This window comes from Actinocorallia aurantiaca, from assembly GCF_039533685.1.
In the GTDB taxonomy this organism is placed as follows: domain Bacteria; phylum Actinomycetota; class Actinomycetes; order Streptosporangiales; family Streptosporangiaceae; genus Actinocorallia; species Actinocorallia aurantiaca.
The window spans coordinates 1-23,707 of sequence record NZ_BAAATZ010000002.1 but is presented as its reverse complement, the minus strand read 5'-3'; the positions used below and the strand labels follow the sequence as shown (position 1 = coordinate 23,707).

Here is a 23,707-nt window from a genome sequence, read left to right as displayed (position 1 = left end):
CCGGGCCCGCCCCGGTTCTCGCGTGCCGGGCCCGGCGTCGGCATTTCGGCAGTGAAAAAATTGTGCTTTTTCAAGGTTGATGTGCTTGTCTGGGATAGATCCGCCTGACCTGGGCATGTAGTCGACCCCCATACCCTTTACTTAGCCAATGGGTTGTCGTCCTGGTCTGTGGTGCCGAGACAGACTAGGAGTGTTCTCACCATGGGAGTTTTTACGAAGAATCACGTGATGGTGACCGGTGGACAGGCCGGGCCCACGGTGATGTTGTCGCACGGTTTCGGGTGCGACCAGAACCTGTGGCGGCTGGTCGCGCCGGCGCTGGCCGAGCGGTTCCGGGTGGTGCTGTTCGACCACGTGGGATCAGGCCGCTCGGACCTCTCCGCGTGGAACCCGGACCGTTACGGAAGGCTGGAGGGGTACGCCGAGGACGTGCTGGAGATCTGCCGGGAGCTGGACGCGGGACCGGTGGTGTTCGTGGGCCACTCGGTGAGCGCCATGATCGGGGCGCTGGCCGCGATCGCCGAGCCGGAGCGGTTCGAGGGCCTGGTCCTGCTCGTGCCCTCGCCCTGCTACATCGACGACGGCGACTACCGGGGCGGGTTCAGCCGCGAGGACATCGACGAGCTGCTGGAGACGTTGGACGGCAACTACCTCGGCTGGTCGTCGGCGATGGCGCCGGTGATCATGGGCAATCCCGACCGGCCGGAGCTGGGCGAGGAGCTGGAGGACAGCTTCTGCCGGACCGACCCGAACATCGCCCGGGTCTTCGCCCGCGCCACCTTCCTGTCCGACAACCGCGCCGACCTGCCGCAGGTGAAGGTCCCGGCGGTGGTGCTGGAGTGCTCGCAGGACGTCATCGCGCCCACCGGGGTGGGGGCCTTCGTCCGCGACCAGATTCCGGACGCCGGTCTGGTCACCCTGGACGCGGTCGGGCACTGCCCCCAGCTGAGCGCCCCTGAAGCCACCGTCCAGGCCATAAGCGACTTCGTGACGGGGCTGCGATGACGTTCACTTCCGGCCATGTTCACGACGCGGCCTCTTCCGGCGAGGGCTTCGATGAGGGGAACCCCGGCTTCACGGTGCCGGAGACGGCGGCGGACCTGCTGGACGACAACGCCGAGGACCTTTACGACAACGCGCCTTGCGGCTACCTGTCCACGTACCCGGACGGCCAGATCGCCAAGGTCAACAAAACGCTGCTGGGCTGGCTCGGCCGCGCCCGCGAGGACCTGGTCGGCCGTCTCCGCTTCGCCGACCTGCTGACCGTCGGCGGGAAGCTCTACCACGAGACGCACCTCGCGCCGATGCTGGCCGTTCAGGGCCGGCTGGACGGCGTGGCGCTGGAGTTGAGGACCGCCGACGGCGGCCGGCTGCCGGTGCTGGTCTCCTCCACGGTCAAGTACGGGCGCGGCGGGCGGCCGCTGCTGATCCGCACCACGATCTTCGACGCGACGAGCCGGCACTCCTACGAGCGGGAACTCCTGCGCGTCCAGCGGGAGGCCGAGAAGGCGCGAGCAGAGGCCGAGCAGGCCCGCGCGCTCGCCGAGGTCGAACGAGCCCGTCTGCAGCGCGTGGTCACCACCCTGCAGCGCACCCTGCTGCCGCCCACGCTGTCGGCGCCCGAGGGGATGGAGGTCTCCGCGTACTACCACGTGGCCTCCGCGGACCAGGTCGGCGGCGACTTCTACGACGTCTTCCCCCTCAGCGAGGGACGCTGGGGCTTCTTCCTGGGCGACGTGTGCGGGAAGGGCGCGGACGCCGCGGCCGTCACCTCGCTCGTCCGCTACACCCTGCGCGCCGCGGCGGTCTACGACCCCGATCCGGTCGCCGTCCTGAACAACCTCAACATCGTCCTCAACCACGAGTACAACGGCGACGACCCCCGCTTCTGCACCGTCGTCTTCGGGATCATCACCCCCGCGTCGAGCGGTTTCACCCTCGGCCTGGCCGTCGGCGGCCACCTCGATCCGCTGCTGTTGCGCGCCGACGGCACCGCGGACTACATCTCCACTCGTGGAGGCCTGATCGTCGGTGTCTTCCCCGACCCCCACTTCGCCACCACCACCGTCCACCTGGCCCCCGGCGACGCCCTGCTGCTCTACACCGACGGCCTCGTCGAGGCCAGGGTCGACGGGGCGGACGGGGAATCCGACGCGCGCTATGGTGACGCGGCCCTGCGTGACCACACCGCTACGCTCGCCCCGACCACCGCGTCCGACCTAGTCGAAGGCCTCACCGGGCTGCTCACCCGCTTCGGCGACGGCCTGGACGACGACACCGCCCTGCTGGCCCTCAGCGTCCCCACCCCACCAGAACGAGACGACCAGTGACCCGCACCCTGACGATCACCGCCACCGAAGTCCCCTCCGGCACCGTCCTGGCCCTGGCCGGCGACCTCCACCTGCACACCGCAGGCCAGCTCCGAGACATCCTCAAGAAGACGGATCTGGACGCCGGCCAGCAGCTCATCATCGACATGAAAGCCCTGGACTTCTGCGATTCCAGCGGCATCGCCGCCCTGGTCGCCGCCTACCGCCACGCCCAGAAGTCCCGCGCCACCCTCGCTCTCACCGCCCCGAGCGCCCGCCTGGCCCGCCTCCTGGCCCTCTCCGGCCTCGACCGCTTCCTGGCCCTCTACCCCACCACCGCCGAAGCCCAGGCGGCCTGGACCCCCCCGTCCCCCTGACCTGCCCCGCGGCCGAGGCGCGCCCGGAGGGCCGCGGGTCCCGCGGTGGGGAACGGTTCACTCGACGCTGAAGTCCGCGAAGTCGAAGCCGGGCGAGACCACGCAGCTCACCAGCACCGCTTCGGTTCCGGCCGGTTTCGCGGCCTGCCAGACTCCGGCGGGGACGAGTGCCTGGGGGGTCTGGCCGTGCTCGACGTCCGGGCCGAGCACGATCGCCTCCGGGGCGCGGGGGCGGTCGCCGGAGCCGCCGAGCAGGAGCGTGAGGGGACCGCCGCGGTGCCAGAACCAGACCTCGTCGGAGCGGACCGCGTGCCACATGGACTCCTCGCCGGGAGGCAGCAGGAAGTAGATGCCGGTGGCGGTGGCGCGCTCCCCCGGACAGCCCTCCGGCCGCACGGTCGGAGCGGTCCGCCAGGTCTGCCGGTACCAGCCGCCCTCGGGGTGCGGGAGCAGGTCGAGGGCCTCGGCGACCGGCGGGCGTTCGAGCAGTTCGACGTGTGTCCCGGCGGGACCCCGGCGGGCGAAGCGCAGGCGGGCGCCGTCCCACGCGACGACCTGCCCCGAGGGGAAGCCGTCCGCCGTCCGCAGGGCCTCCGCGTCGTCGGCGGCCTCCGGCCCGCCGGCGCTCTCGGCGCCGTGTTCCCGCCAGGTCTCCAGGTCGATGATCCGCATGTCCCGAACCTACGCTTCCCCTGAGCGCGGCCCGGCGCGGACGGCGAACTTTCCCGCCTCTCCTCTGGAGACGGGCGTTCGGTCAGTCGAAGGTGGTGGAGATGGGGTGCCAGCCGCCGGGGACGAGGCGGGCGGCGGCTTCCGGGCCCCAGGTGCCCTTCTCGTAGGGGAGGGGCGGGATGGTCCGGTCGAGGAGGGGCTGGACGACGCGCCAGGACTCCTCGGCCAGGTCGAAGCGGACGAAGCGGCGCGGGTCACCGCTCACGGCGTCGGCGAGGATGCGCTGGTAGGCCGCCTCCATGGGGCCGAGGGCCTTGGTGAAGTCGACGTGGAGGGGGACGCGCCGGGTGGTGTCGCGGCCGGGTTCCTTGGCGAGGACGTCCAGGGTGATGCCCGCGTCGGGCTGGAGCCGGAACCTGAGCAGGTTCGGCTGGAGGTCGCCGTCGAAGAGGGCGACCGGCGGGGTGGCGAGCTCGGCGACGACTTCCAGGTCGGTCTCGGGGAGCGCCTTCCCGGAACGGATGTAGAAGGGGACGCCCGCCCAGCGCCAGTTGTCGATGTGCAGGCGCGTCGCGACGTAGGTCTCGGTGGTCGAGCCGGGCCGTACGCCTTCGGTGTCGAGGTACCCGGAGTACTGCCCGAAGACGGTCTCGTCGGGGTCGATGGACCGCACCGCCCGCAGGACGCGCCACTTCTCGTCGATGAACGCCCTGGCGTCGGACGAGGGAGGGGAGTCCATGGCGAGGATGGCCAGGATCTGCAGGAGGTGGTTCTGCACCACGTCGCGGACGGTGCCGTTGGCGTCGTAGAACGAGCCGCGGTCGGCGACGTCGAAGTCCTCGGCCATGGTGATCTGCACGTTGCGCACGTAGTGGCGGTTCCAGATCGGCTCCAGGAACATGTTCCCGAACCGGAACACCAGGAGGTCCTCGATCGGCTCCTTGCCGAGGAAGTGGTCGACGCGGCGGATGTGGTCCTCGTCGAAGTACCGGAGCAGTTCGGCGTTGAGGGCCTGCGCCGAGGCCGTGTCGTGGCCGAACGGCTTCTCCACCACGAGCCGGGCGTCGTGGTGGAGCCCGGCGCCGGCCAGGCCTTCGGCGACGGTCGCGAACAGCGACGGCGGGATCGCCATGTAGTGGGTGAGGAACTCCGCTCCTTCCGTCTCCGCGCGGATCGCCTCGAAGGTGGACGCGTCCCCGTAGTCGCCGGCGATGAGCCTCAGGTTCCCGGTGAACTTCGCGAACGCCGCCTCGTCGAGCTGGTCACCGCAGGCCTCCCGGGCCCGTTCCCGCAGGCCGGCCAGGTCGAGGTCGGTCTTGGCGACGCCCACGATCGGGAGGTCGAGCACCCCGGCGGCGGTGAGGTGGTAGAGGGCGGGCAGCAGCATCTTGTAGGCGAGGTTCCCGGTGATGCCGAACAGGACGAGCGCGTCCGCTCTCCGCCGGCTCATGCCCGCCTTCCCCTCAGCCGGCGGTAGCGGCGGACCAGGTTCTCGGTCGAGGGATCCGCGAAGTCCTCCGGTGGTTCCTCGGACGTGAGGGCGGGCTGCAGGCCGAGCGCCAGCTTCTTGCCGAGCTCGACGCCCCACTGGTCGAAGGGGTTGATGCCCCAGACCGTCCCCTCGACGAACACGAGGTGCTCGTACAGCGCGACGAGTTCGCCCAGGACGCGCGGGGTGAGCTTCGGCGCGAGGATCGTCGAGGAGGGCCGGTTGCCCGGCATCACCTTGTGGGGGACCAGTTCGGGCGGTGTGCCCTCGGCCGCGATCTCCTCGGCGGTCTTCCCGAAGGCCAGCGCCGAGGTCTGGGCCAGCAGGTTGGCGGTGAGGATGTCGTGCATGCCGGCCGGGTCCGCGAAGGGCTCGGCGAAGCCGATGAAGTCCGCGGGGACCAGCCGGGTGCCCTGGTGCAGCAGCTGGTAGAAGGCGTGCTGCCCGTTGGTGCCCGGCTCGCCCCAGAAGATCTCGCCGGTGTCGCAGTCGACCGGCGTCCCGTCGGCCTTCACCGACTTGCCGTTGGACTCCATCGTGAGCTGCTGCAGGTAGGCGGGGAACCGGTGCAGCCGCTGGGCGTAGGGCAGTACGGCCCGCGTCTGCGCGCCGAAGAAGTCGGTGTACCAGACGCCGAGCAGGCCCATCAGGACCGGCATGTTCTTCTCGAAAGGCGCGGTGCGGAAGTGTTCGTCGATCGTGTGGAATCCGTCCAGCATCTCCCGGAACCGCTCCGGCCCGATGGCGACCGTCAGGGACAGCCCGATGGCGCCGTCGAAGGAGTACCGCCCGCCTACCCAGTCCCAGAAGCCGAACATGTTCGCGGTGTCGATGCCGAACTCGGCGACCTTCTCGGCGTTGGTGGAGACGGCGACGAAGTGCTTGCCGACGGCGTCCTCTCCCAGCGCGTCGACCAGCCACTTCCGGGCGACGCGGGCGTTGGTGAGCGTCTCGATCGTGGTGAACGTCTTGGAGCTGACGACGAACAGCGTGGTGGCCGGATCGAGGCCGCGCAGCTTGCCTTCGAGGTCGGCCGGGTCGATGTTCGAGACGAACCGGGCCTCGATGCCGGCGTCCGCGTAGTCGGCCAGCGCCTCGTACGCCATGGCCGGTCCCAGGTCGGACCCCCCGATCCCGATGTTGACGACGGTGGCGATGGGTTCGCCGGTCGCGCCCCGCCACTCCTTGGACCGGACGCGTTCGGCGAACGCGCTCATCCGGTCCAGGACGGCGTGGACGTCGCCCGCCACGTCCTGCCCGTCGACCTCCAGCACGGCGCCGGCCGGCAGCCGCAGCGCCGTGTGCAGGACCGCCCGGTCCTCGCTGACGTTGATGTGGTCACCGCGGAACATCCGGTCGACTGCGTCCCGCAGCCCGGCCCGCTCGGCCAGTTCCACCAGCAGCCCGAGGGTCTCGCCGGTGGCCCGGTGCTTGGAGTAGTCGAGGAACAGGTCCCCCGCGGTCACGCTCATCCGTTCCGCCCGTCCGGGGTCCTCGTCGAACAGCTCCCGCAGCGTCCTCCCCTCGATCTCCCGGTGGTGCTCCCGCAACCCCGCCCATTCCTTGCTCAGGGTGATGTCGTCCATGGCTTCCCCTCATACCTGCTACGTCGCGTAGGAGCCGTTTCGCCGATATATCCGTCATGATCTCTTACCCGCCCGGACCGCGGGTCATCTTCGGAAACCAGGCCATCATGAGCCACGGGCGCGTTCGCGGGCGGTGTCGAAACTCCTGATCTGGATTGAACTTCGCTCACTTGCCCAAAGAAGATCATTAACTGCTCACATCTGCTAAATCATGTGAATAGATAACACAATCGCGTAAGGTGTCCTGTGCGCCGATAGTCCGGGAGGTTGTAGTTTCAACCAGGGGTTCCCGAGGGGGCGGGTGCCCGGCCAGTCCCGAGACGTGCGCGGGGGAGCGTGACAGTGACCGAGGGGAACGACCCGGCCCGACCATCATGGGACGTGTCCGACTACGACTGGTGGGCCGATCTGCAGGATCCTCCCCCGCCCGCCATCCTGCGGCGAGGCCGCCCGCCGCAGGCTCCGCCTCGACGTCCCCGCCGCGGACGGCCCACGCCGCCGCAGCGTGTCGGCATGCCGGACCAGGGCCCGAACAAGACGATCATGGACGACCCGCGCGGTGCCCGCCCCGGATCGCCCTCCGCCACCGAGACGCTCGTCGACGGCGCCTTCTCGACGATGAGAACGCTGTCCTCGGAGACCCTCCAGACCCGGCGTGACCTCGTCCGGCGCAACCGGGCCCGCCGGATGCCCCTGCCGCCTCCGCCGAAGCACACCGGACCGGTCTCCAAGCTCCTGCCGCGTCCGCCCGACGACGAGGAGAAGTACTCCTACGTCGTCCGCCGGATGTGGCTGCTGAACCTGTTCTCCCTGATCAGCTTCGCCGGCCTGACGGTGAGCCAGGTCAAGTTCACGCAGTCGAGCGCCCTGGCCCTGATCTTCGTGCCGTTCCTGATCTTCACGGTGCTCTACTACCTGGTCTCGCTGCGGATCAACCTCTTCACCAGGGACTTCGACCTGGAGGGCCACAAGCGGCTCGTCGAGTCGTGGCGGCCCAGGCGCTATCCCAGCGTCGACATCTTCCTGCCGGTCTGCGGCGAACCCCTCGACGTCCTGCACAACACCTGGACCCACGTGCGGGAGCTGGCGATCCGCTACCCCGGCAAGGTCGTCCCCTACGTGCTGGACGACTCCGACAGCGCCGAGATCAGGGAGCTCGCCCGGGACTTCCAGTTCCGTTACGAGGTCCGGCCGAACCGGGGCTGGTTCAAGAAGGCCGGCAACATGCAGTACGGCTTCCGGCGCTCGAGCGGCGACTTCATCCTCATCCTCGACGCGGACTTCGCCCCCCGCTCCGACATGCTCGAAGAGCTCATCCCGCACATGGACGCCGACCCGAAGCTCGGCATCGTCCAGTCCCCGCAGTACTTCCGGGTGCTCGACGAGCAGAACTGGATCGAACGCGGCGCCGGCGCCGTCCAGGAGCTGTTCTACCGCTCCGTGCAGGTGTCGCGGCAGAGCGTCGACGGCTCGATCTGCGTGGGCACCTGCGCGCTCTACCGGCGTGCCGCGCTCGCCGAGAACGGCGGCACCACCCTCATCGGGCACTCCGAGGACGTCCACACCGGCTTCGACCTGCGCAAGCTCGGGTGGGGCCTGAAGTATGTGCCGGTCGCGCTGTCGGCCGGCCAGTGCCCGGACAGCACCGGAGCGTTCTTCAACCAGCAGTACCGCTGGTGCATGGGCTCGATGAGCCTGCTGAGCAGCAAGAAGTTCTGGTCGACGAAGATGCGGTTCGTGAGCCGGCTGTCCTACTGCTCCGGCTTCCTGTACTACATCCACACCGCGGTCTTCGTCTTCGTCTCACCGCTGATCCCGCTCACGCTCCTGCTGTTCCTGCCGGATCTGGTGCGGATCGAGAACCTCGTCTGGATTCTCCCCAGCCTCGTCTACACGATGCTGATCTTCCCGCTCTGGCACCGGTCGCCGTTCCGGCTGGAGTCGTGGTCGATCCGGCTGATGTACAGCTGGGCGCACGTCTTCGCGATCTACGACCTGCTGCGCGGCCGCCCCATGGGCTGGCAGCCGACCGGCTCGGGCGGCGCGAAGAAGAGCAGGCACCGCCGCTTCTGGATCGGCGTGTGGGGCTGGGGCATGGGCACCTCGCTGCTGTGGGTGGGCGCCGCGTTCTGGCGGACGCTGACCCTCTACCCGCCGGACTTCACCCTGGTCTTGGTCAGCGGGATGTTCAGCCTCGTGATCGTGGCGCGCATCCTCATCCAGCCCAAGCCCCCCGCCGAGGACGGAACCCCGGCGATCATGGACGGCCGGAGGCGCTACGCGATCCCCCGCACCCCTGCCATGGGCTGGCTCGCCCACACCGGCGGGCGGCGCCTGTGGCTCGGGCGGATCATGCTGTCGGCCGTCCTGTTCGGCCAGGCGATCCTCTCCCTCCGGCTCAGGAACACCGCCCACCAGGACGAGGCGCTCTACGTCTGGGCCGGCCACCTCGTCCTCGACCACCTGCGGAACGGGACGTCGCTCGACCAGTTCGGATTCGCGGAGTACTTCTCGGGCGCCCCGCAGCTGTACCCGGTGGCGGCGGCCGTCCTCGACGACCTCGGCGGGCTGGCGCTCGTCAGGATCGGCAGCCTCGCGTGCATGCTCGGCACCACCGCCCTGCTGTACTCGATCAGCCGGCGGATGTTCAACGAGCGCGTCGGCCTGTGCGCGGCGGCGCTGTTCGCGACCCTGCAGTCGACCCAGTTCCTGGGGAACTTCGCCACCTACGACGGCCCCGCGCTCTTCCTGCTCGCGATCGCCGCCTGGATCGTCGTCTACGCGGGCCGCTCCGGCATGTGGCTGGCGCTCACGGCCGTTCCGGTCCTCGCTCTGGCGACCGGGGTCAAGTACGCCTCGGCCCTCTACATCCCGACCATCGCGGTGCTGGGCGGCCTGGTGGCCGCACGCACCCACGGCGCCAAGTGGGGGGTCGTCCGCACCGGCGCCATCGGGCTGGGCTCCGCGGCGCTGTCGTACCTGGTGCTCGTCGCCACCGGTGTGCTCGCCGCCCTCCAGCAGACGACCACCGAACGGGATCACGGCACCGACGGCTTCGGCTACCTCGCGATGAACTCGCTCGAGTGGTCCGGCGTCGTGCTGGTCATGGGCATCACCGGCTCCGTCCTGTACGTCCGCAAGGCCGGCATGGGCGAGGTGCCCGTCGGCGTCGCGAACCCCGTGCCCGGACGCGGCTGGCGGATCCTCCTCGTCACCACCCTGGTCGGGACCGCCTTCCTCGCGCCCGCCTACCAGATCCACCTGCAGACGAACACGTCGCTCGCCAAGCACGTCGGCTACGGGCTGCTGTTCACCTCCGTGATCGCCGGCGTGGGCGTCACCCGGCTGATGGGCAACCACTTCAGATACCTGCAGTTCGGCATCGCGGTGGTCTCCGTCAGCCTCGTCCTCGGCATGGCCCAGGCGAACGTCCGCTTCCACGGCTGGCCCGACTCCGGCGTCATGGTCGCCGAGCTGCGGAAGCACGTGTCCAAGGACGGCGGCCCGTACCTGGTGCAGGGCTTCGAGATCCCGTCGTACTACCTGCGGGACGTGACGACCCCGGGAACGTTCCGCGGCGAGAGCTTCCTCGACTACACCACCGAGAAGGGCGAGTACCTCGAAGGCCCCGACGCCTACGAGGCGGCCATCGCCGACGGCCACTTCGAGGTCATCGTGCTCAGCGCCGGCACCGCCGACGAGAGCCCGAACATCCGCGCCATCCGCAGCGCGCTCGTCTACGGGGGCCGCTACCGCATGGAGCGGATGATCCCCTTCCAACTCTTCTCCGGGGTCGGGGCGTACGAGCTCTGGACCCGCGACCCGGCATCCTGAGGTTCGGCTTCGCCATGAGATCCCTTTCCCGCCGGCGCGCCGCCGCCTGCCTCCTCGCCATGGCCGTGCTGGCGGGCTGCTCCGACGCCCGGCTCGCCACCTACCGGCGTCCCGTTCCCATGGACGCGCGGGCCGGGTACTCCGTCACCTACGACACCGAGGCCACCGCCGGGCGCGCCGAGGGCAGGTTCGACGTCTCGCAGCTGGTCAAGCCCCGCCGGAAGTACCTCGGCGCGTGGCTGCCGGACGTTCCCAAGACCACCGGGCCGATCGCCGAATGGAACAAGGCGGTCGGCAAGAAGGCGAACATCCTCGGCTTCTACTCGGCCTTCGGCGACCGGCTCGAACGCGACCGCCTGGAGAACGCGTGGAAGGCCGGCGCCGTCCCGATGATCTCGTGGGAGCCCTACAAGGCCAAGCTCGCCGACATCGCCGCGGGCAGGCACGACGAGTACCTCATCGAGTACGCGTCGGCTCTGGCGGCGACCGACATCCCCACCGCGCTCGTCTTCGCGCACGAGATGAACGGCTGGTGGTTCCCCTGGAACAAGGAGGCCGCCGAGGACTACGTCGCCGCGTTCCGCCACGTGCACACCGTGTTCAACCGGCTGGGAGCGACGAACGTCATCTGGGTCTGGAGCCCGAACATCGACCTGGAGGTCCCCCGGATGAAACCCATGGCCTCCTACTGGCCGGGGGACTCCTTCGTGGACTGGGTCGCGCCGATCGGCTACTACGTCTGGTCGGGTGGGCGGAGCACGTTCGACGATCTCTTCACCCCGACCTTCGAGCAGGTCAGGAAGCTCACGGCGAAACCCGTGATCCTGGCGGAGACCGCGGTTCCCGAGGCTCCCGAGAAACCGGCCCACATCGCCGAGCTCTTCGCCGAGGTCGCGAGCCGCAAGAGCATCGTGGGCATCGTCTGGTTCAACTACGACAAGGAACGCGACTGGCGGGTCGAGTCGAGTGCGGCGTCCCTCACCGCCTTCCGTGAGGCGGCCTCGCGGAAGGTCTTCGGCTTCGACCCGAGGAGGCCCTGACCGCGGCGGCGCCGCTCCTCCGGTGAGGCGGAGGGGCCGCGGACCTCAGCCGCCGATCTCGATGTCGCGGAACTCCACGGCCGCGTCCTCGGTGTACATGCCGACCGAACCGGACGGGTAGGGGCGCTCCCGGTCGGTGAAGGCGGTCAGCTCGTCGCCCTCGGCGTGGACCTTCAGGGTGGCGTCCCGCTGCTCGATCTTCACCGAGTACCACTCGCCCAGGGGGAAGGCGCGGTGGCCGGTCGCGAGGAACCGCTGCCCTCCCGGGTAGGCCGGGTCGCGTTTGCCCAGCTCCCAGCCGTTCGGCTTCAGCGCCAGGTAGTAGAAGTGCTCGGGGTCGGTGTAGGCCCAGACGACCCAGGACACCTCCCACGGGTTGCCCCGCGGCTTGCGCAGCGCCTCGGTCGTCCGGGTCTCCAGCCGGAAGTCGAGGCCGGTGTGGCTCGCGGCCGAGACGATGAGTCCTGCGTGGGTCTCATCGGGCCGCGTCGGCGGCATCGGCCGCATGCTTATGACTCCGTCACGGATGCCGTTGAGCCCGTGGCCGTCGAAGACCGACCGCCACGGGCCGTGCACGGTGCCGTCCGTCCAGCGCGTGAACGCCCCTCGCGGGCCGTCGTCGCGGGTGAACTGCTGCAGCAGCACCACCGGGATCAGCAGCACCCCCAGGAGGAAAGGCCAGCGCCGGCGCCTCGCACGCCGGTGACGGGGGCCTTCGGGGATGCTCAAAGGGGGGCCTGTCCGGTCGATGATCGGGTCAGTTCAGCACCCCCGCGGGCAGGGCGCCGTGGTCGCGGGTCAGCGAGGCGATGATGCGTTCGGCGGCTCTTCCGTCGCCGAACGGGTTCACCACGTTGGCCATCCCGGCGTACAGGTCGTGGTCGTCGAGCAGTCGGGTCGCCTCATCGTAGAGGACGGCGGCGTCGGTGCCGATGAGCTTGGCGGCGCCCGCCTCGACGGCCTCCGGGCGCTCCGTCGTGGCCCGCAGCACGAGGACGGGTTTGCCCAGGCTGGGCGCCTCCTCCTGCACCCCGCCCGAATCGGTGAGCACCAGATCGCATTCGGCGAGCGTCGCGGCGAAGTCTGCGTACCCGAGCGGTTCGACGATCGTCACCCGGCTGTGGCCGTCCAGGATCGGCAGCAGGGACTCGCGGACGGCCGGGCTCTTGTGCAGCGGCAGCAGCAGTTCGCAGTCGCCGCGGTCGGCGAGCCTGCGCAGCGAGCGGGCCATCGCGGTCATCTCCTCGCCCTGGCTCTCGCGCCGGTGCAGCGTCACGAGGATCCGGGACGGACGACCGGAGCGCAGCGAGGATCGGCCGGCCCGGCCTTCGGGGGTCCGGGGGTCGTCCCCCGGATCGGTACCGCCGGAGCGCAGCGAGGATCGGCCGGCCCGGCCTTCGGGGGTCCGGGGGTCGTCCCCCGGATCGGTACCGCCGGTCCGGAACGCCGGGACCCCCTGGCCGCGTGCGAGCATCCAGAACAGGTTGTCGATGACGGTGTTGCCCGTCACCTCGATCCGCTCGTCCGGGACGCCCTCGTGGCGCAGGTGTCCCGCCGACCGTTCGGTGGGCGCGAAGTGCCAGCGCGAGATCCTGCCGATGAGCTGCCGGTTGATCTCCTCGGGGAACGGGTTGCCGAGGTCGCCGGTCCGCAGGCCCGCCTCGACGTGCGCGACCGGGACCTTCTGGTAGCTGGCGGCGAGCGCTCCGCACATCGCGGTGGTGGTGTCGCCCTGGACGACGACGAGGTCGGGCCGGGCCTCGGAGATGGTGCGGCCGAGCCCGTCCACGAGCCGTCCGGTCAGCCCGGCGAGGTCCTGCCGCTCGCGCATCACGGCGAGGTCCGTGGTGATCTTCACCTCGAGCAGGTGCAGCATCTGCTCGAGCATCTCGCGGTGCTGGCCGGTGCTGACGACGACGGGCTCGAACCGGGGGTCTTCGGCCATGGCGCGCGCGACCGGGGCGAGTTTGATGGCCTCCGGACGCGTGCCGAGGACGATCATGGCATGGATCGGCTCCGGGAAGGGGGGCATGCGTGCTCCTGGCGTGGGGGTGGGGGGGGGTCAGGTCCGGGCGGTCTTGAGCCAGCCTTGTTCGCCGGACATGTAGCGCCACAGCGCCCACCAGCCGGAGAGGAACCAGATGTAGCCGTACAGGATGTAGACGTGCCCGATGAGGAGGGCGCGCAGCCGCCCCACCGCTTTCTCGCGCTGCCGGTAGACGTGGCCGTAGACGTTCGCGATCCCGAAGGTGACCGCGTAGAACCAGGCGAACCACAGAGGGCCGAGCGCGCCCCGCCACACGGAGTCGGCGAACGCGATGACGAAGCCGACCGGCAGCAGCGACGTGAGCAGCAGCAGCACCGGGCTCGACAGGTGGTAGAGCAGGTCGGCCGCGGCCCGGCCGTCGATCTCGCGCAGGATCAGCGGGTAGAGCTTGCGGGCCGCCTGCATGTGGCCCTGGAACCAGCGGGAGCGCTGGCGCACCAGCCGGCCCAGGGTGAGGACCGCCTGCTGGGAGACGGCCGCCGAGCCGCAGAAGGCGTTGGTCCAGCCCGCGGCGATGAGCCGGACGCCGAGGTCGAGGTCCTCGGTGAGGCAGTCGCTCCAGGGGTCTTCGGGAAGCGACTCCAGCGCCGACAGCCGCATGAACTGCCCGTTGCCGCCCATCCCCACGCTGCCCAGGTGGCGGCGCGCGTTCTGGAAGATCTCGCCGTAGACGACGAATTCCATGTCCTGGAGCCGGGCCAGCAGGCCCAGGCCGCGGTTGTACATGCGGACGCCGATCTGGACCGCGCCGACCCGGGGGTCGCCGAAGTACGGGTCGACCTCCAGGACGGCGTGCCGGTCGAGCCTGCCGTCCGCGTCGACGACGCAGATGATCACGTCGTCGGCGTCGTGTCCGTCGAGCAGGCCGCAGGCGCGCAGGTGCGCCAGGCCCGCGTTGAGGGCGGCTCCCTTGCCCTTGCGCGCCTCCGGGAAGGCACGCCGGTACAGCCGGACGTCGCCGCCCGCCTCTCGGACGATCTCCGCCGTTCCGTCGTCGGAGGCGTCGTCGATGACGAGGACGAGGGTGTCGCCGGGCACGTCGGAAAGGCGGTCCAGGCTCGCCCTGATGACTTTTTCCTCGTTCAGGCAGGCCACGAGGAAGACATAAAAACGCGAACGTCCGACTTGGTCGTTTTTTTGTTTGTATGCATGCCTTGATAGCAGGAACATGCCGCCGTTGTAGCCGATCGCCATGGCGATCATGGCCAGGCTGAGCCCGACGCCGACGGCGATGATCACAGTGCGCGCCGTTCCCTGGATTCCAGGTCGCGTAGCCGGAACCGGGCGATGAGGACGCCCAGCGAGAAGATCAAATAAAGTCCGAAACCCGCCCCCGCGAGTGCCAGCAGGATTCTCGCCACCTGGACGGGAGGCGAGGCGTCCGGCATCGAGGCCACCCCGAGCAGGACAAAGAGCGTGCCGAATGGCAGCTTCGCATACATTTCGGTCCCCGTAGATCAAGTGTCCGTATTCCGGACCTTGCGCGCCCCTGGTCGCCGGAAGGGCCGCACCTCCGACCGAGCGGCCCCTTGACGATCACGTTACGGAGGAACAATATCTTGATCGTTATCCTTTGCCTAGGAGAGTCATAAAAATCAGCGGACTATTCAGATTTGTGGCTTCCGGTAACCTTCCGGCAAAGCGTGTGATGTGCTTTGGTCAACGTCCATACCGGCTGCCCGATCGCCTCTCGGGGGAGGGCGGGGCTGCCGATAAGGACAATCGGAGGGAAATCCAGAGCTATGCGCACAAAACATGCGCTGGTCGTCGTCACGATGTTCGGCGCGCTCCTCGCCGTACCGGGCGGGGGCGCCCACGCGAGGCCGACCCCGGTGCCCGCGGGGTTCGCGATCCCGGCCGCCGGCGAGCGCAGTGCCGTGTTGAACGAGCTGTCCGGCCGGATCCGGCAGCAGGAGCGGACGCGTCGGAAGAAACCGCATAACACGGTCAAACCGCTCCCCGAGAAGGTGCGAAAGAAGATCGCGAACCGGGTGGCGCTCCGGTCGCCGTCGGTCTTCGGGCCGAAAGTGGTCAACGTCAGCCGCGCCGCCGCGGCCGACCCGGCGCCGTCGGCCCTCGTGCTCTACGACGACGCGGGCCCCTACGGATTCCTCGGCGAGCTCTACGCCGTCACCACCGCCAACCTCGCCGGCCACTTCGGGACCGTCACCGCCAAGCCGGTGCAGGACTACGTCGCGGGCGAGACCGAGGACCACACCTCGACGATCTACATCGGCTCGACGTACTACGGCGGCGCGATCCCCGACGAGATCCCCGACGCCTTCTACAGCGACGTCTCCACCACGGCGAAGCCCGTCGTCTGGATCGGGATGAACATCTGGAACCTCGCCAACAAGATCGGCGCATCGACGTTCAGCACCAAGTACGGCTGGGACGCCACGAACTCCTTCTTCGGCGGGGTCGGCACCGCGCGCGTCGACTACAAGGGCCAGCCGCTCACCCGGACCGTCCCGACGGCGGGAGACAGCGGCGTGATCAGGCCCTACGTCACCAACGCCCCGCTGGTCACCCAGCTGGCCACCGGCCAGGACCCGGCCACCACTCCCGAGACCCCCTACCCGTGGGCGGTCCGCTCGTCCAACCTGACCTACCTCGGCGAGATCCCCTACGCCTACGTCAACGAGACCGACCGCATCATCGCCTGGCACGACCTGCTGTTCGACGCGTTGGCCCCCGGCACCGCGACCCGGCACCGGGCGATCCTGCGGCTGGAGGACATCAGCCCCAACAGCGAGCCCGACGAGCTCCAGGACATCGCCGAGTACCTCGCGCAGGAGGACATCCCGTACGCCTTCCAGGTCGTCCCGCGCTACGAGGACCCGAACGGCACCTACAACAACGGTGTGGCGGAGACCGTCCGGCTCCAGGACCGGCCCGCGCTGCTCACCGTGCTGAACTACATGCTCGCCAACGGCGGACGCCTCATCCAGCACGGCTACACCCACCAGAACGGCAGCGCGGCCAACCCGTACAACGGGGTCACCGGCGACGACTTCGAGTTCTACCGGGCACACGTGGACGCCAACGACAGCGTCATCCTGGACGGTCCGGTCGTCGGGGACTCCGTCACCTGGGCGACCAGCCGGATCAACACCGGCAGGCAGGAGTACGCCCCGCGCGGCCTGCCCACCCCGACGATCTGGACGACCCCGCACTACGCCGCGTCGATCGCCGACTACACGGCCATCAAGAACGTCTTCTCGGCGGCGCTGGAGCGGCGCATCTACCCGGCCGGGACGCTGTCCGGCGGCGCCCTCGACTACACCAGGCTCATCGGCCAGTTCTTCCCGTACCCGGTGACGGACGTGACCGGCGGCAAGGTGCTGCCCGAGAACCTCGGCAACTACGAGCCCGAGGCGTACAACAACCACCCGCCGCGCTTCCCGGCCGACATCGTCAAGGCGGCGCAGTACAACCTGGCCGTCCGCGACGGCTTCGCCTCGTTCTTCTACCACCCGTACTTCCCGGTGACGCCGCTCCAGCAGACGGTGCAGGGAATCAAGGGACTGGGCTACACCTTCGTCGATCCGGCGACGGTCATTCCGTGACCCACCGAGCGTTGACGGCGGCGGTCCTCCTCGCGGGGGCCGCCGCCTGCGTTCCGCCGCACCCCGCCGAGACGCCGCGCCGGTACGGGTTCGCGCTCCCCGCCTGGACGGTGTCGGACTACTCCTCGAAGGAGGCCCCGGCCTACGTCGAGTCCCTGGCCGCGACGGGCGCGGGCTGGATCCAGCTCACCCCGACCTGGTACCAGAGGACGGCACGGGCCTCGACGATCCACCGCACCGCGGAGAGCGCCTCCGACGAGTCGCTGCGCGACGTCATCGCGCTGGCCGGGAAGCACGGGCTGAAGGTCCTGCTGAAACCGCACGTCGACCTGCCGGACGACCAGGACAGAGCCGAGATCCGCCCGCGGGACCGGGCGGAGTGGTTCGCGTCCTATCAGGCGTTCATCGGCCACTACGCGGAACTCGCCGCGTCGGCCGGGGTCGAGCAGCTCGCCGTCGGCACGGAGCTGGCCGGCGTCAGCGGCCACCGCGCCGAGTGGCTGAAGGTCATCGCCCGGGTCCGAGCCGACTTCAAGGGCGAGCTCGTCTACGCGGCGAACTACGACGGCCACGGGAACGTGGCCTTCTGGGACAAGGTCGACCTCATCGGGATCGACGCCTACTGGCCGCTGGCATCCCGTCCGACCCGCTCGGTCGCCGCCCTGAAGAACGCGTGGACCCCGTACGCCGAAGAGCTGGCGGCGCTGTCGGCCGAACAAGGCAAGAAGATCCTCTTCACCGAGGCCGGCTACACCAGCCAGCGCGGCACCGTCACCGAGCCGTACTCCTGGACGGTCTCCAGGACCCGCGACGACCGGGAGCAGGCCGCCGCATACGAGGCACTGCTCGCCGTCTTCGGCACGAAGGCGTGGTGGGCGGGCGTCATGTTCTGGATGTGGGACGACTGGCCGGGCAGCGAGGCCGTTCCGCGCTCCCTCGCCTACTCACCGCACGGCAAACCGGCCGAGAAGGTCGTGCGCGACCACTTCACGCGCTGAGTCGCGCGATCTCCTGCGACCGCACCGTCGAAGCGGCGGTCGAGGTTCAACAAGATCTAGCAAGGAATCCCGGCCCTTTCGCCGTTGAACTCCCGGAGTTCTCCGCTGAGCCGGGCGAGACGAAACGAACATGCAGGTCGTAGGTAGTACTTCGCCCCTTTTGTGCATGCTGGGATCGGGAAATTCTCTCGCTATCAGCGAAGAATCGCTATGTTGTGCGTGTGAAGCTCGTGGTGCAGGTGAAGCTCCTCACCGACGAAGCCGCGCAGGTGGCTCTCCGGGAGACGCTGCACGCCTGCAACCGGGCCGCCGACCACGCCTCCCGCCGCGCGTTCGAGACCGGCGTCAAGGGCAGGCAGCCGCTCCAGCGGCTGGTGTACGGCGAGGTGAAGGCGATGGGCCTGTCCGCCCAGCCCGCCCTCCACGCCGTCCGCAAGACCGCCGACGCCTACGCCGCCTTGAAGGCGAACCTGAAGGCCGGGAACTACGGCCGGGAGGGCTCCAAACGGCGCAAGGCCGCGGAGTCCAAGCCGGTCCGGTTCCGCAAGGACGCCGCCCAGCCGTTCGACGACCGCTGCCTGTCCTGGCAGCCGGAGGCGCGCACCGTGTCGATCTGGACCGTCCGAGGCCGCGTGAGGGGCATCGCGTTCCAGTGCTCGCCGTCCCAGCTGAAGATGCTCACCGCCCACCGGCGCGGGGAGTCCGACCTGGTACTCCGAGGTGGGAACTGGTACCTGTACGCCACCTGCGACGTCCCCGAGCCCGACTCGCTTGATCCGGTCGGCTTCCTGGGCGTGGATCTGGGCATCGTGAACATCGCCACCACCAGCGACGGCGACCGGTACGTCGGCAGGCACCTCAACCAGGTCCGGCACCGCAACCGGCGTCTGCGTAGCAGGTTGCAGAAGAAGGGCACCAAGGCGGCCAAGCGGCTGCTGCGCAAGATCTCCGGCCGGGAGGCGCGCTTTGCGGCCGACACCAATCACTGCATCGCCAAGAAGCTCGTGACCGAGGCTCAACGCACCTGCCGTGGTATCGCTCTGGAAGACCTGGGCGGCATCCGTGACAGGGTACGGCTTCGTAAGCCCCAGCGGGTCACCCTGCATTCCTGGTCCTTCGCCCAACTCGGCGCGTTCGTCTCCTACAAGGCCGCTCGGGCGGGGGTGCCGGTGGTGTTCGTGGATCCCCGCCACACCTCGCAGGGCTGCTCCGCCTGCGGCCACGTCAGCCGGAGCAACCGGCCTGATCAGTCCACCTTCCTTTGCACGTCGTGCGGCTTCGCTGAGCACGCCGACGTGAACGCGGGCCGCAACATCGCCCAACGCGGTGCTGCGGTCTGGGCAGTGAGTCACGCTGCCGACGACGCGGCCTGAACCACACCGGCCAGGTGTGGGGAAGAGCTGCAAGCTCGGCCCTTCAAGGCCGAGAAGTTGACGGGTTGCTCTATCGGGTGATCGGAAAATCGTGTCTCGCCCCGGCTTCGGAAGTAGGCTACTTTTCAGATCAGATTGACATGGAATGGGGTGGTGGGGTGCCTGTCGTCCCCGCGGCGGTGAGCCTGCGCGGTGTCAGCCGGAGCTTCCCGGGAGTGGAGGGCACCGGACCGCGGACGGTGCTCGACGCCATCGACCTGGAGATCGCCCCGGGCGAGATCGTCGCGCTGCTCGGCCCGTCCGGCTGCGGCAAGTCGACGCTGCTCCGGCTCATCGCCGGTCTGGACACGCCCTCGGAAGGCCGGGTGCTGCTGGACGGCCGGAACGTCGAGGGCGTGGACCCGCGCACCGCCATCGTCTTCCAGGAGCCCCGGCTGCTGCCGTGGCGGGACCTGGCGGGCAACGTCGCCCTCGGCCTGCCCAAGGGGCGTGGACGCGAGGACGCCGAGCGCTGGCTCGACCTGGTGGGGCTGGCCGAGTTCCACCGGCACCGGCCCCGGCAGGTGTCCGGGGGCATGGCCCAGCGGGTGGCGCTGGCCCGGGCGCTGGCGCGCGACCCCGGCGTCCTGCTCCTCGACGAGCCCTTCGCGGCGCTCGACGCGCTGACCCGGCTGCGGATGCAGGACCTGCTCGACGACGTGCGCGGCGCCGGCACCGTCGTCATGGTCACCCACGACGTCGGCGAGGCCCTGCACCTCGCAGACCGGATCGTCCTGCTGCGGACGGAACCCTCCGGAGCGGTCGTCCACTCGGTGACCGAGATCCACGAGCTCCGCCCCCGCGACCGGGGCGACTCCACGCTGGCGGCGCTCAGCGCCGAACTCCTCGAACAACTGGGCGTGCCCAGCCACCACCCGCGAGAACAGGAAACATCCCGATGATGAAAATGGCCGCCGCCCTCGCCGCCGTCGCCCTCCTGGCCGCCGGCTGCTCCTCCGGGGAGGGCGACAAGCCCGAGGTCAAGCTCGACTACGCGTACTACAACCCGTCGAGCCTCGTCATCCGCGACCAGGGCTGGCTGGAGAAGGAGGGCGTCGAGACCACCTGGGTGCTGTCGGCGGGGAGCAACAAGGCCAACGAGAACCTGCGGGCGGGCACCATCGACGTCGGATCGACCGCCGGCGCGGCGGCGCTGCAGGCCAGGGCCAACGGGACGCCCATCAAGGCGATCGAGATCTACAGCCACCCGGAGTGGGCCGCCCTGGTCACCGGCAAGGACTCGCCGATCACGTCCGTCGCCCAGCTCAAGGGCAAGAAGGTCGCCGCGACCAAGGGAACGGACCCCTACTTCTTCCTCCTGCAGGCGCTCCGCGCGAACGGGCTGTCCGGAACGGACGTCGAGGTCGTCAACCTGCAGCACGCCGACGGCGAGGCTGCCCTGAAGCGCGGTGACGTCGCCGCGTGGGCGGGACTCGACCCGATCATGGCGACCTCCGAGCTGACCGCCGGATCCAAGCTGTTCTACCGCAACACGGAATTCACCTCCTACGGGTTCCTGAACGCCAGGGAGTCCTTCATCAAGGACCACCCCGACCTCGCCCAGAAGGTGGTGAACGCCTACGAGAAGGCCCGGGCGTGGATCGCCGCGAACCCGGACGAGGCCGTCGCGCTCCTCGCCAAGGAATCCGGCGTCACGCCCGAAGTCGCCAAGGTCGTGCTGACGCAGCGCACGGACCTCACGGTCAGCCCCGTTCCCGGCGCCTCCCAGCGCGCCGTCCTGGAGCAGGTCCTGCCCGTCCTGGTCGCCGAAGGCCAGGTGAAGGACGAGGCGGCGGCGAAGAAGGCCCTGGACACCCTCTTCGACCCGCAGTTCGCGCAGAAGGCGGATACACGATGAGGCTCCCGGTCAAGGGCCTGGTCGTCCCGCTGGGCGTGCTCGCCCTGTGGCAGGTGGCGGTGACGACTGGCCTGTACGGCCGGGAGCAGCTCCCCCCTCCGTCCGACCTCGTCGAGGCGGGCTGGGAGCTGATCCGGCGCGGCGAACTCTGGCAGCACCTGGTGGTCAGCTGCAGGCGGGTCCTCATCGGATTCCTCCTCGGCACCGTCGCGGCCCTGGTGCTCGGCGCGCTGGTCGGCATGGTCGGATCCGTGCGCGACCTGGCCGGGCCCAGCATCGCCGCGGTGCGCGCCGTGCCGTCCCTGGCCTGGGTCCCCCTGCTGGTGCTGTGGCTCGGGATCGGCGAAGGCCCCAAGATCACGCTGATCGCGATCGGCGCCTTCTTCCCCGTGTACACGACGGTCTCGGCCGCCCTCGCCCACGCCGACGCCCACCTCCTCGAGGTGGGCCGCGCCTACGGCCTGCAGGGCCCTGCCCTGCTCGGCCGGATCCTGCTGCCGAGCATCGCGCCCGCCGCCTTCGCCGGTCTGCGCCTCGGCCTGGCCCAGGCCTGGCTCTTCCTGGTCGCCGCCGAACTCATCGCCTCGGCCGTCGGCCTGGGCTTCCTCCTCACCGATAGCCAGAACACCGGCCGCACCGACATCCTCCTCCTGGCGATCGTCCTCCTGGCCCTCCTCGGCAAGACCACCGACGCCGCCCTCGGCCTCCTCGAACGCAGGATCCCCGCCTGACCGCCCCCGGCGAGCGGGAACGGGTGCCCCTCCGCGCGGCTCGCGCGGGCTAGACCGCGTCGGCCGCCGCGACGATCTTGTCCTGCGGGGTGCGCGCGGGCTCGTCGTGCTTGGGCTGGATCACGGCGCGCACCACGATGAAGAGGTTGAGCAGGCCCAGGCCGAGGACCAGGGCGATGTCCTCGGGGGCGTGGTGGAACGACTGGTAGACGGCCAGCCCGACCCAGACGAGGGCGGTCGGGAGGCTCCAGCCGAGCAGCGCGATCCACATGCGGCGGACCTTGTTCTTCTTGGCGCTGCCGGCGCCGGTGGGCTTCCAGCCCATCTCGCGGCGGCGGAGCACGTCCCAGAACGTGAACAGGTGGGTCCAGCTGTAGAGGACGGCGACCGACCACGCTTCAAGGCGGTACGGGACCCGGTGCCAGCGGGGGAAGATCACCGTGCTGAAGATCACGGTGGGCAGGACCCAGAGCATGCGCTCCAGCTCGAACATGTACGGGTCGACGGCCAGCATGAGGATCGGCATGAGCGGGCCGACCACCACGAAGACCGCGGTGTGCGCGTAGTACAGCAGACCCGACAGGAACGCCGCCCTGGAGACCGGCCGCATCTTCATCTTCCAGAACTTCTTGCTGGTCAGCAGGCCGATCGAGCCCTGGCACCAGCGGTACTGCTGGCTGAAGAACGCGCCCATGTTGTCGGGGCACACGCCGGTCGCCAGCGCGATCGGCAGGTAGCGCAGCTCGTAGCCGAGCTTGTTCAGGTCGAAGCCGGTGTGGATGTCCTCGGAGTGCTCGATCAGCGTGATGCCGCCGATCCTGTCGAGGGCGGCGCGGCGGTAGACCGCGCAGGTGCCGACGCAGATGGCGCCGCCGATGCGGTCCCGCGACACCTGGACGAGCCGGTAGAAGTACTCCTGCACCGCCGCGGCGCCCCGCTCGATCCACGTCTGCTCGTCGAGGACCCGGAAGAACTGCGGGGTCTGCACGATGCCGAGCTCGGGATGGGTCTCCAGATGCGGGATGACCTCGTTGAGCAGGTCGTGCCGGGGCGTGAAGTCGGCGTCGAGGATCAGGATGTAGTCGCCGCCGGAGTTCTCGAAGCCGAACCGCATGTTGCCGGCCTTCTTGAACCAGCCGCGGTTCGGGCGGACCGCGTAGCGGAACCCGAAGTCCGCGGCCATCGCCCGCAGGTCGGCGCTGTCCCCGTCGTCCAGGACGAACGGCACGACCTTGCCGGGGTAGGCGCGGGCGAGCTTCTGGACGTGCGTCCACGTGTTGTGCAGCACCTCGATCTGCTCGCCGCAGACCGGCAGGAAGACGTCGATGCTCGGGTACCGGGCGGGCCGCCAGGTCTCCACCAGCCGCCGGTGCGCCTTGAAGTCGAACCCCTTGCCGAGGTAGTTCAGCGCGTAGGACGCCGCGTAGTACACGATCGTGAAGATCATGAACGGGACGAGGCCCCAGACCCACGGGTTCGACCGGGCGAGCTGGAACTGCGTGAACACCAGGCAGACGAAGGTGATGGAGGAGCCGATCACCAGGAGCGGCATCTTCCGGTCGACGTAGGAGTGCTTCTCCTCGTCGTCCGGGGGCTGGGGGAGCAGTTTGGAGATCGGGCCCTGCGGCCGCGGCGGGCCGGTGCGGACCGGAGGGCGGCGCGGCATCGAACGTCCGCGGCGGCGCGGGACGCCCTGGTCGATGACGGTCTGGTTGGTTCCGCGTGCGGGCGGGCCCGGCGTACCCGCGTCGGAGACGGCGCTGGCCGGGCCGGGCCGCGGCGCCG

General features: G+C 69.7%; 19 protein-coding genes. 11 read left to right on the top strand and 8 right to left on the bottom strand.

Annotated features, from left to right (window positions below; all coding sequences use genetic code 11):
• Nucleotides 1-228 precede the first annotated feature (228 nt).
• Genes ABD327_RS00815 through ABD327_RS00805 form a run of 3 tightly spaced genes read left to right on the top strand, consistent with a single transcriptional unit; the run spans nt 229 to nt 2,686 of the window.
• A complete protein-coding gene (locus ABD327_RS00815; protein ID WP_344448095.1) occupies nt 229-1,005 on the top strand; it encodes an alpha/beta fold hydrolase in 777 nt (258 codons plus the stop codon).
• Entirely contained in the window at nt 1,002-2,330 is a 1,329-nt protein-coding gene (locus ABD327_RS00810; protein WP_344448093.1) for a PP2C family protein-serine/threonine phosphatase, read from the top strand. The genes ABD327_RS00815 and ABD327_RS00810 overlap by 4 nt, the downstream gene beginning before the upstream one ends.
• The gene (locus tag ABD327_RS00805) at nt 2,327-2,686 is read left to right on the top strand and encodes an STAS domain-containing protein (RefSeq protein ID WP_344448092.1); all 360 of its coding nucleotides are present in this window, start codon (nt 2,327-2,329) and stop codon (nt 2,684-2,686) included. Before ABD327_RS00810 ends, ABD327_RS00805 begins: the two co-directional genes overlap by 4 nt.
• A gap of 57 nt (nt 2,687-2,743) precedes the next feature.
• On the opposite strand, the gene ABD327_RS00800 is transcribed toward ABD327_RS00805, so the two are convergent.
• The 3 genes from ABD327_RS00800 to pgi form a co-directional block, all read right to left on the bottom strand.
• Nucleotides 2,744-3,358, bottom strand: coding sequence for a cupin domain-containing protein (locus ABD327_RS00800; protein WP_344448091.1), 615 nt, complete (start codon nt 3,356-3,358; stop codon nt 2,744-2,746).
• 82 nt (nt 3,359-3,440) lie between these two features.
• Complete coding sequence (gene zwf / locus ABD327_RS00795; RefSeq protein ID WP_344448090.1) at nt 3,441-4,808, bottom strand: glucose-6-phosphate dehydrogenase; 1,368 nt, start codon at nt 4,806-4,808, stop codon at nt 3,441-3,443.
• Nucleotides 4,805-6,433, bottom strand: a complete 1,629-nt coding sequence (gene pgi, locus ABD327_RS00790) for a glucose-6-phosphate isomerase (RefSeq protein ID WP_344448089.1) — start codon at nt 6,431-6,433, stop codon at nt 4,805-4,807. The genes zwf and pgi overlap by 4 nt, the downstream gene beginning before the upstream one ends.
• A 342-nt stretch (nt 6,434-6,775) precedes the next feature.
• On the opposite strand from pgi, the gene ABD327_RS00785 reads away from it, so the two are divergent.
• Both ABD327_RS00785 and ABD327_RS00780 read left to right on the top strand, forming a co-directional pair.
• Nucleotides 6,776-10,267: a glycosyltransferase family 2 protein gene (locus tag ABD327_RS00785; protein ID WP_344448088.1), complete on the top strand. Its 3,492-nt coding sequence runs from the start codon at nt 6,776-6,778 to the stop codon at nt 10,265-10,267.
• A 14-nt stretch (nt 10,268-10,281) separates the two neighbouring features.
• Nucleotides 10,282-11,307, top strand: coding sequence for a glycoside hydrolase family 26 protein (locus tag ABD327_RS00780; RefSeq protein ID WP_344448087.1), 1,026 nt, complete (start codon nt 10,282-10,284; stop codon nt 11,305-11,307).
• A gap of 45 nt (nt 11,308-11,352) precedes the next feature.
• Here the strand turns inward: ABD327_RS00780 and ABD327_RS00775 are convergent, their stop codons facing one another.
• From ABD327_RS00775 to ABD327_RS00760, 4 genes are all read right to left on the bottom strand, one after another.
• Nucleotides 11,353-11,970 (bottom strand): 3-keto-alpha-glucoside-1,2-lyase-like domain-containing protein, encoded by a 618-nt coding sequence (locus ABD327_RS00775; RefSeq protein ID WP_344448086.1) that lies wholly within the window; start codon nt 11,968-11,970, stop codon nt 11,353-11,355.
• Nucleotides 11,971-12,064: 94 nt separating this feature from the next.
• Complete coding sequence (gene wecB, locus ABD327_RS00770) at nt 12,065-13,339, bottom strand: non-hydrolyzing UDP-N-acetylglucosamine 2-epimerase (RefSeq protein WP_344448085.1); 1,275 nt, start codon at nt 13,337-13,339, stop codon at nt 12,065-12,067.
• A 30-nt stretch (nt 13,340-13,369) separates the two neighbouring features.
• On the bottom strand, nt 13,370-14,593 hold the full coding sequence (locus tag ABD327_RS00765) for a glycosyltransferase family 2 protein (protein ID WP_344448084.1): 1,224 nt from the start codon (nt 14,591-14,593) through the stop codon (nt 13,370-13,372).
• A complete protein-coding gene (locus ABD327_RS00760) occupies nt 14,590-14,796 on the bottom strand; it encodes a hypothetical protein (protein WP_344448083.1) in 207 nt (68 codons plus the stop codon). The genes ABD327_RS00765 and ABD327_RS00760 overlap by 4 nt, the downstream gene beginning before the upstream one ends.
• A gap of 300 nt (nt 14,797-15,096) precedes the next feature.
• Between ABD327_RS00760 and ABD327_RS00755 the strand changes: the two genes are divergently transcribed.
• The 6 genes from ABD327_RS00755 (at nt 15,097) to ABD327_RS00730 (ending at nt 21,922) form a co-directional block, all read left to right on the top strand.
• Nucleotides 15,097-16,923, top strand: a complete 1,827-nt coding sequence (locus ABD327_RS00755) for a DUF2334 domain-containing protein (RefSeq protein ID WP_344448082.1) — start codon at nt 15,097-15,099, stop codon at nt 16,921-16,923.
• Nucleotides 16,920-17,921: a glycoside hydrolase family 113 gene (locus ABD327_RS00750; protein WP_344448081.1), complete on the top strand. Its 1,002-nt coding sequence runs from the start codon at nt 16,920-16,922 to the stop codon at nt 17,919-17,921. Before ABD327_RS00755 ends, ABD327_RS00750 begins: the two co-directional genes overlap by 4 nt.
• 221 nt (nt 17,922-18,142) lie before the next feature.
• Nucleotides 18,143-19,294 carry an RNA-guided endonuclease InsQ/TnpB family protein gene (locus ABD327_RS00745; RefSeq protein WP_344448080.1) on the top strand — a complete coding sequence of 384 codons (1,152 nt, stop codon included), beginning with the start codon at nt 18,143-18,145 and terminating at the stop codon, nt 19,292-19,294.
• Nucleotides 19,295-19,452: 158 nt separating this feature from the next.
• A complete protein-coding gene (locus ABD327_RS00740) occupies nt 19,453-20,235 on the top strand; it encodes an ABC transporter ATP-binding protein (protein ID WP_344448079.1) in 783 nt (260 codons plus the stop codon).
• On the top strand, nt 20,232-21,191 hold the full coding sequence (locus ABD327_RS00735) for an aliphatic sulfonate ABC transporter substrate-binding protein (RefSeq protein ID WP_344448078.1): 960 nt from the start codon (nt 20,232-20,234) through the stop codon (nt 21,189-21,191). Before ABD327_RS00740 ends, ABD327_RS00735 begins: the two co-directional genes overlap by 4 nt.
• Entirely contained in the window at nt 21,188-21,922 is a 735-nt protein-coding gene (locus ABD327_RS00730; RefSeq protein ID WP_344448077.1) for an ABC transporter permease, read from the top strand. Before ABD327_RS00735 ends, ABD327_RS00730 begins: the two co-directional genes overlap by 4 nt.
• A gap of 49 nt (nt 21,923-21,971) precedes the next feature.
• Here ABD327_RS00730 and ABD327_RS00725 read toward each other — a convergent pair.
• Nucleotides 21,972-23,707 (bottom strand): glycosyltransferase family 2 protein (locus ABD327_RS00725; protein ID WP_344448076.1); only part of this gene is annotated, 1,736 nt, incomplete at its 5' end.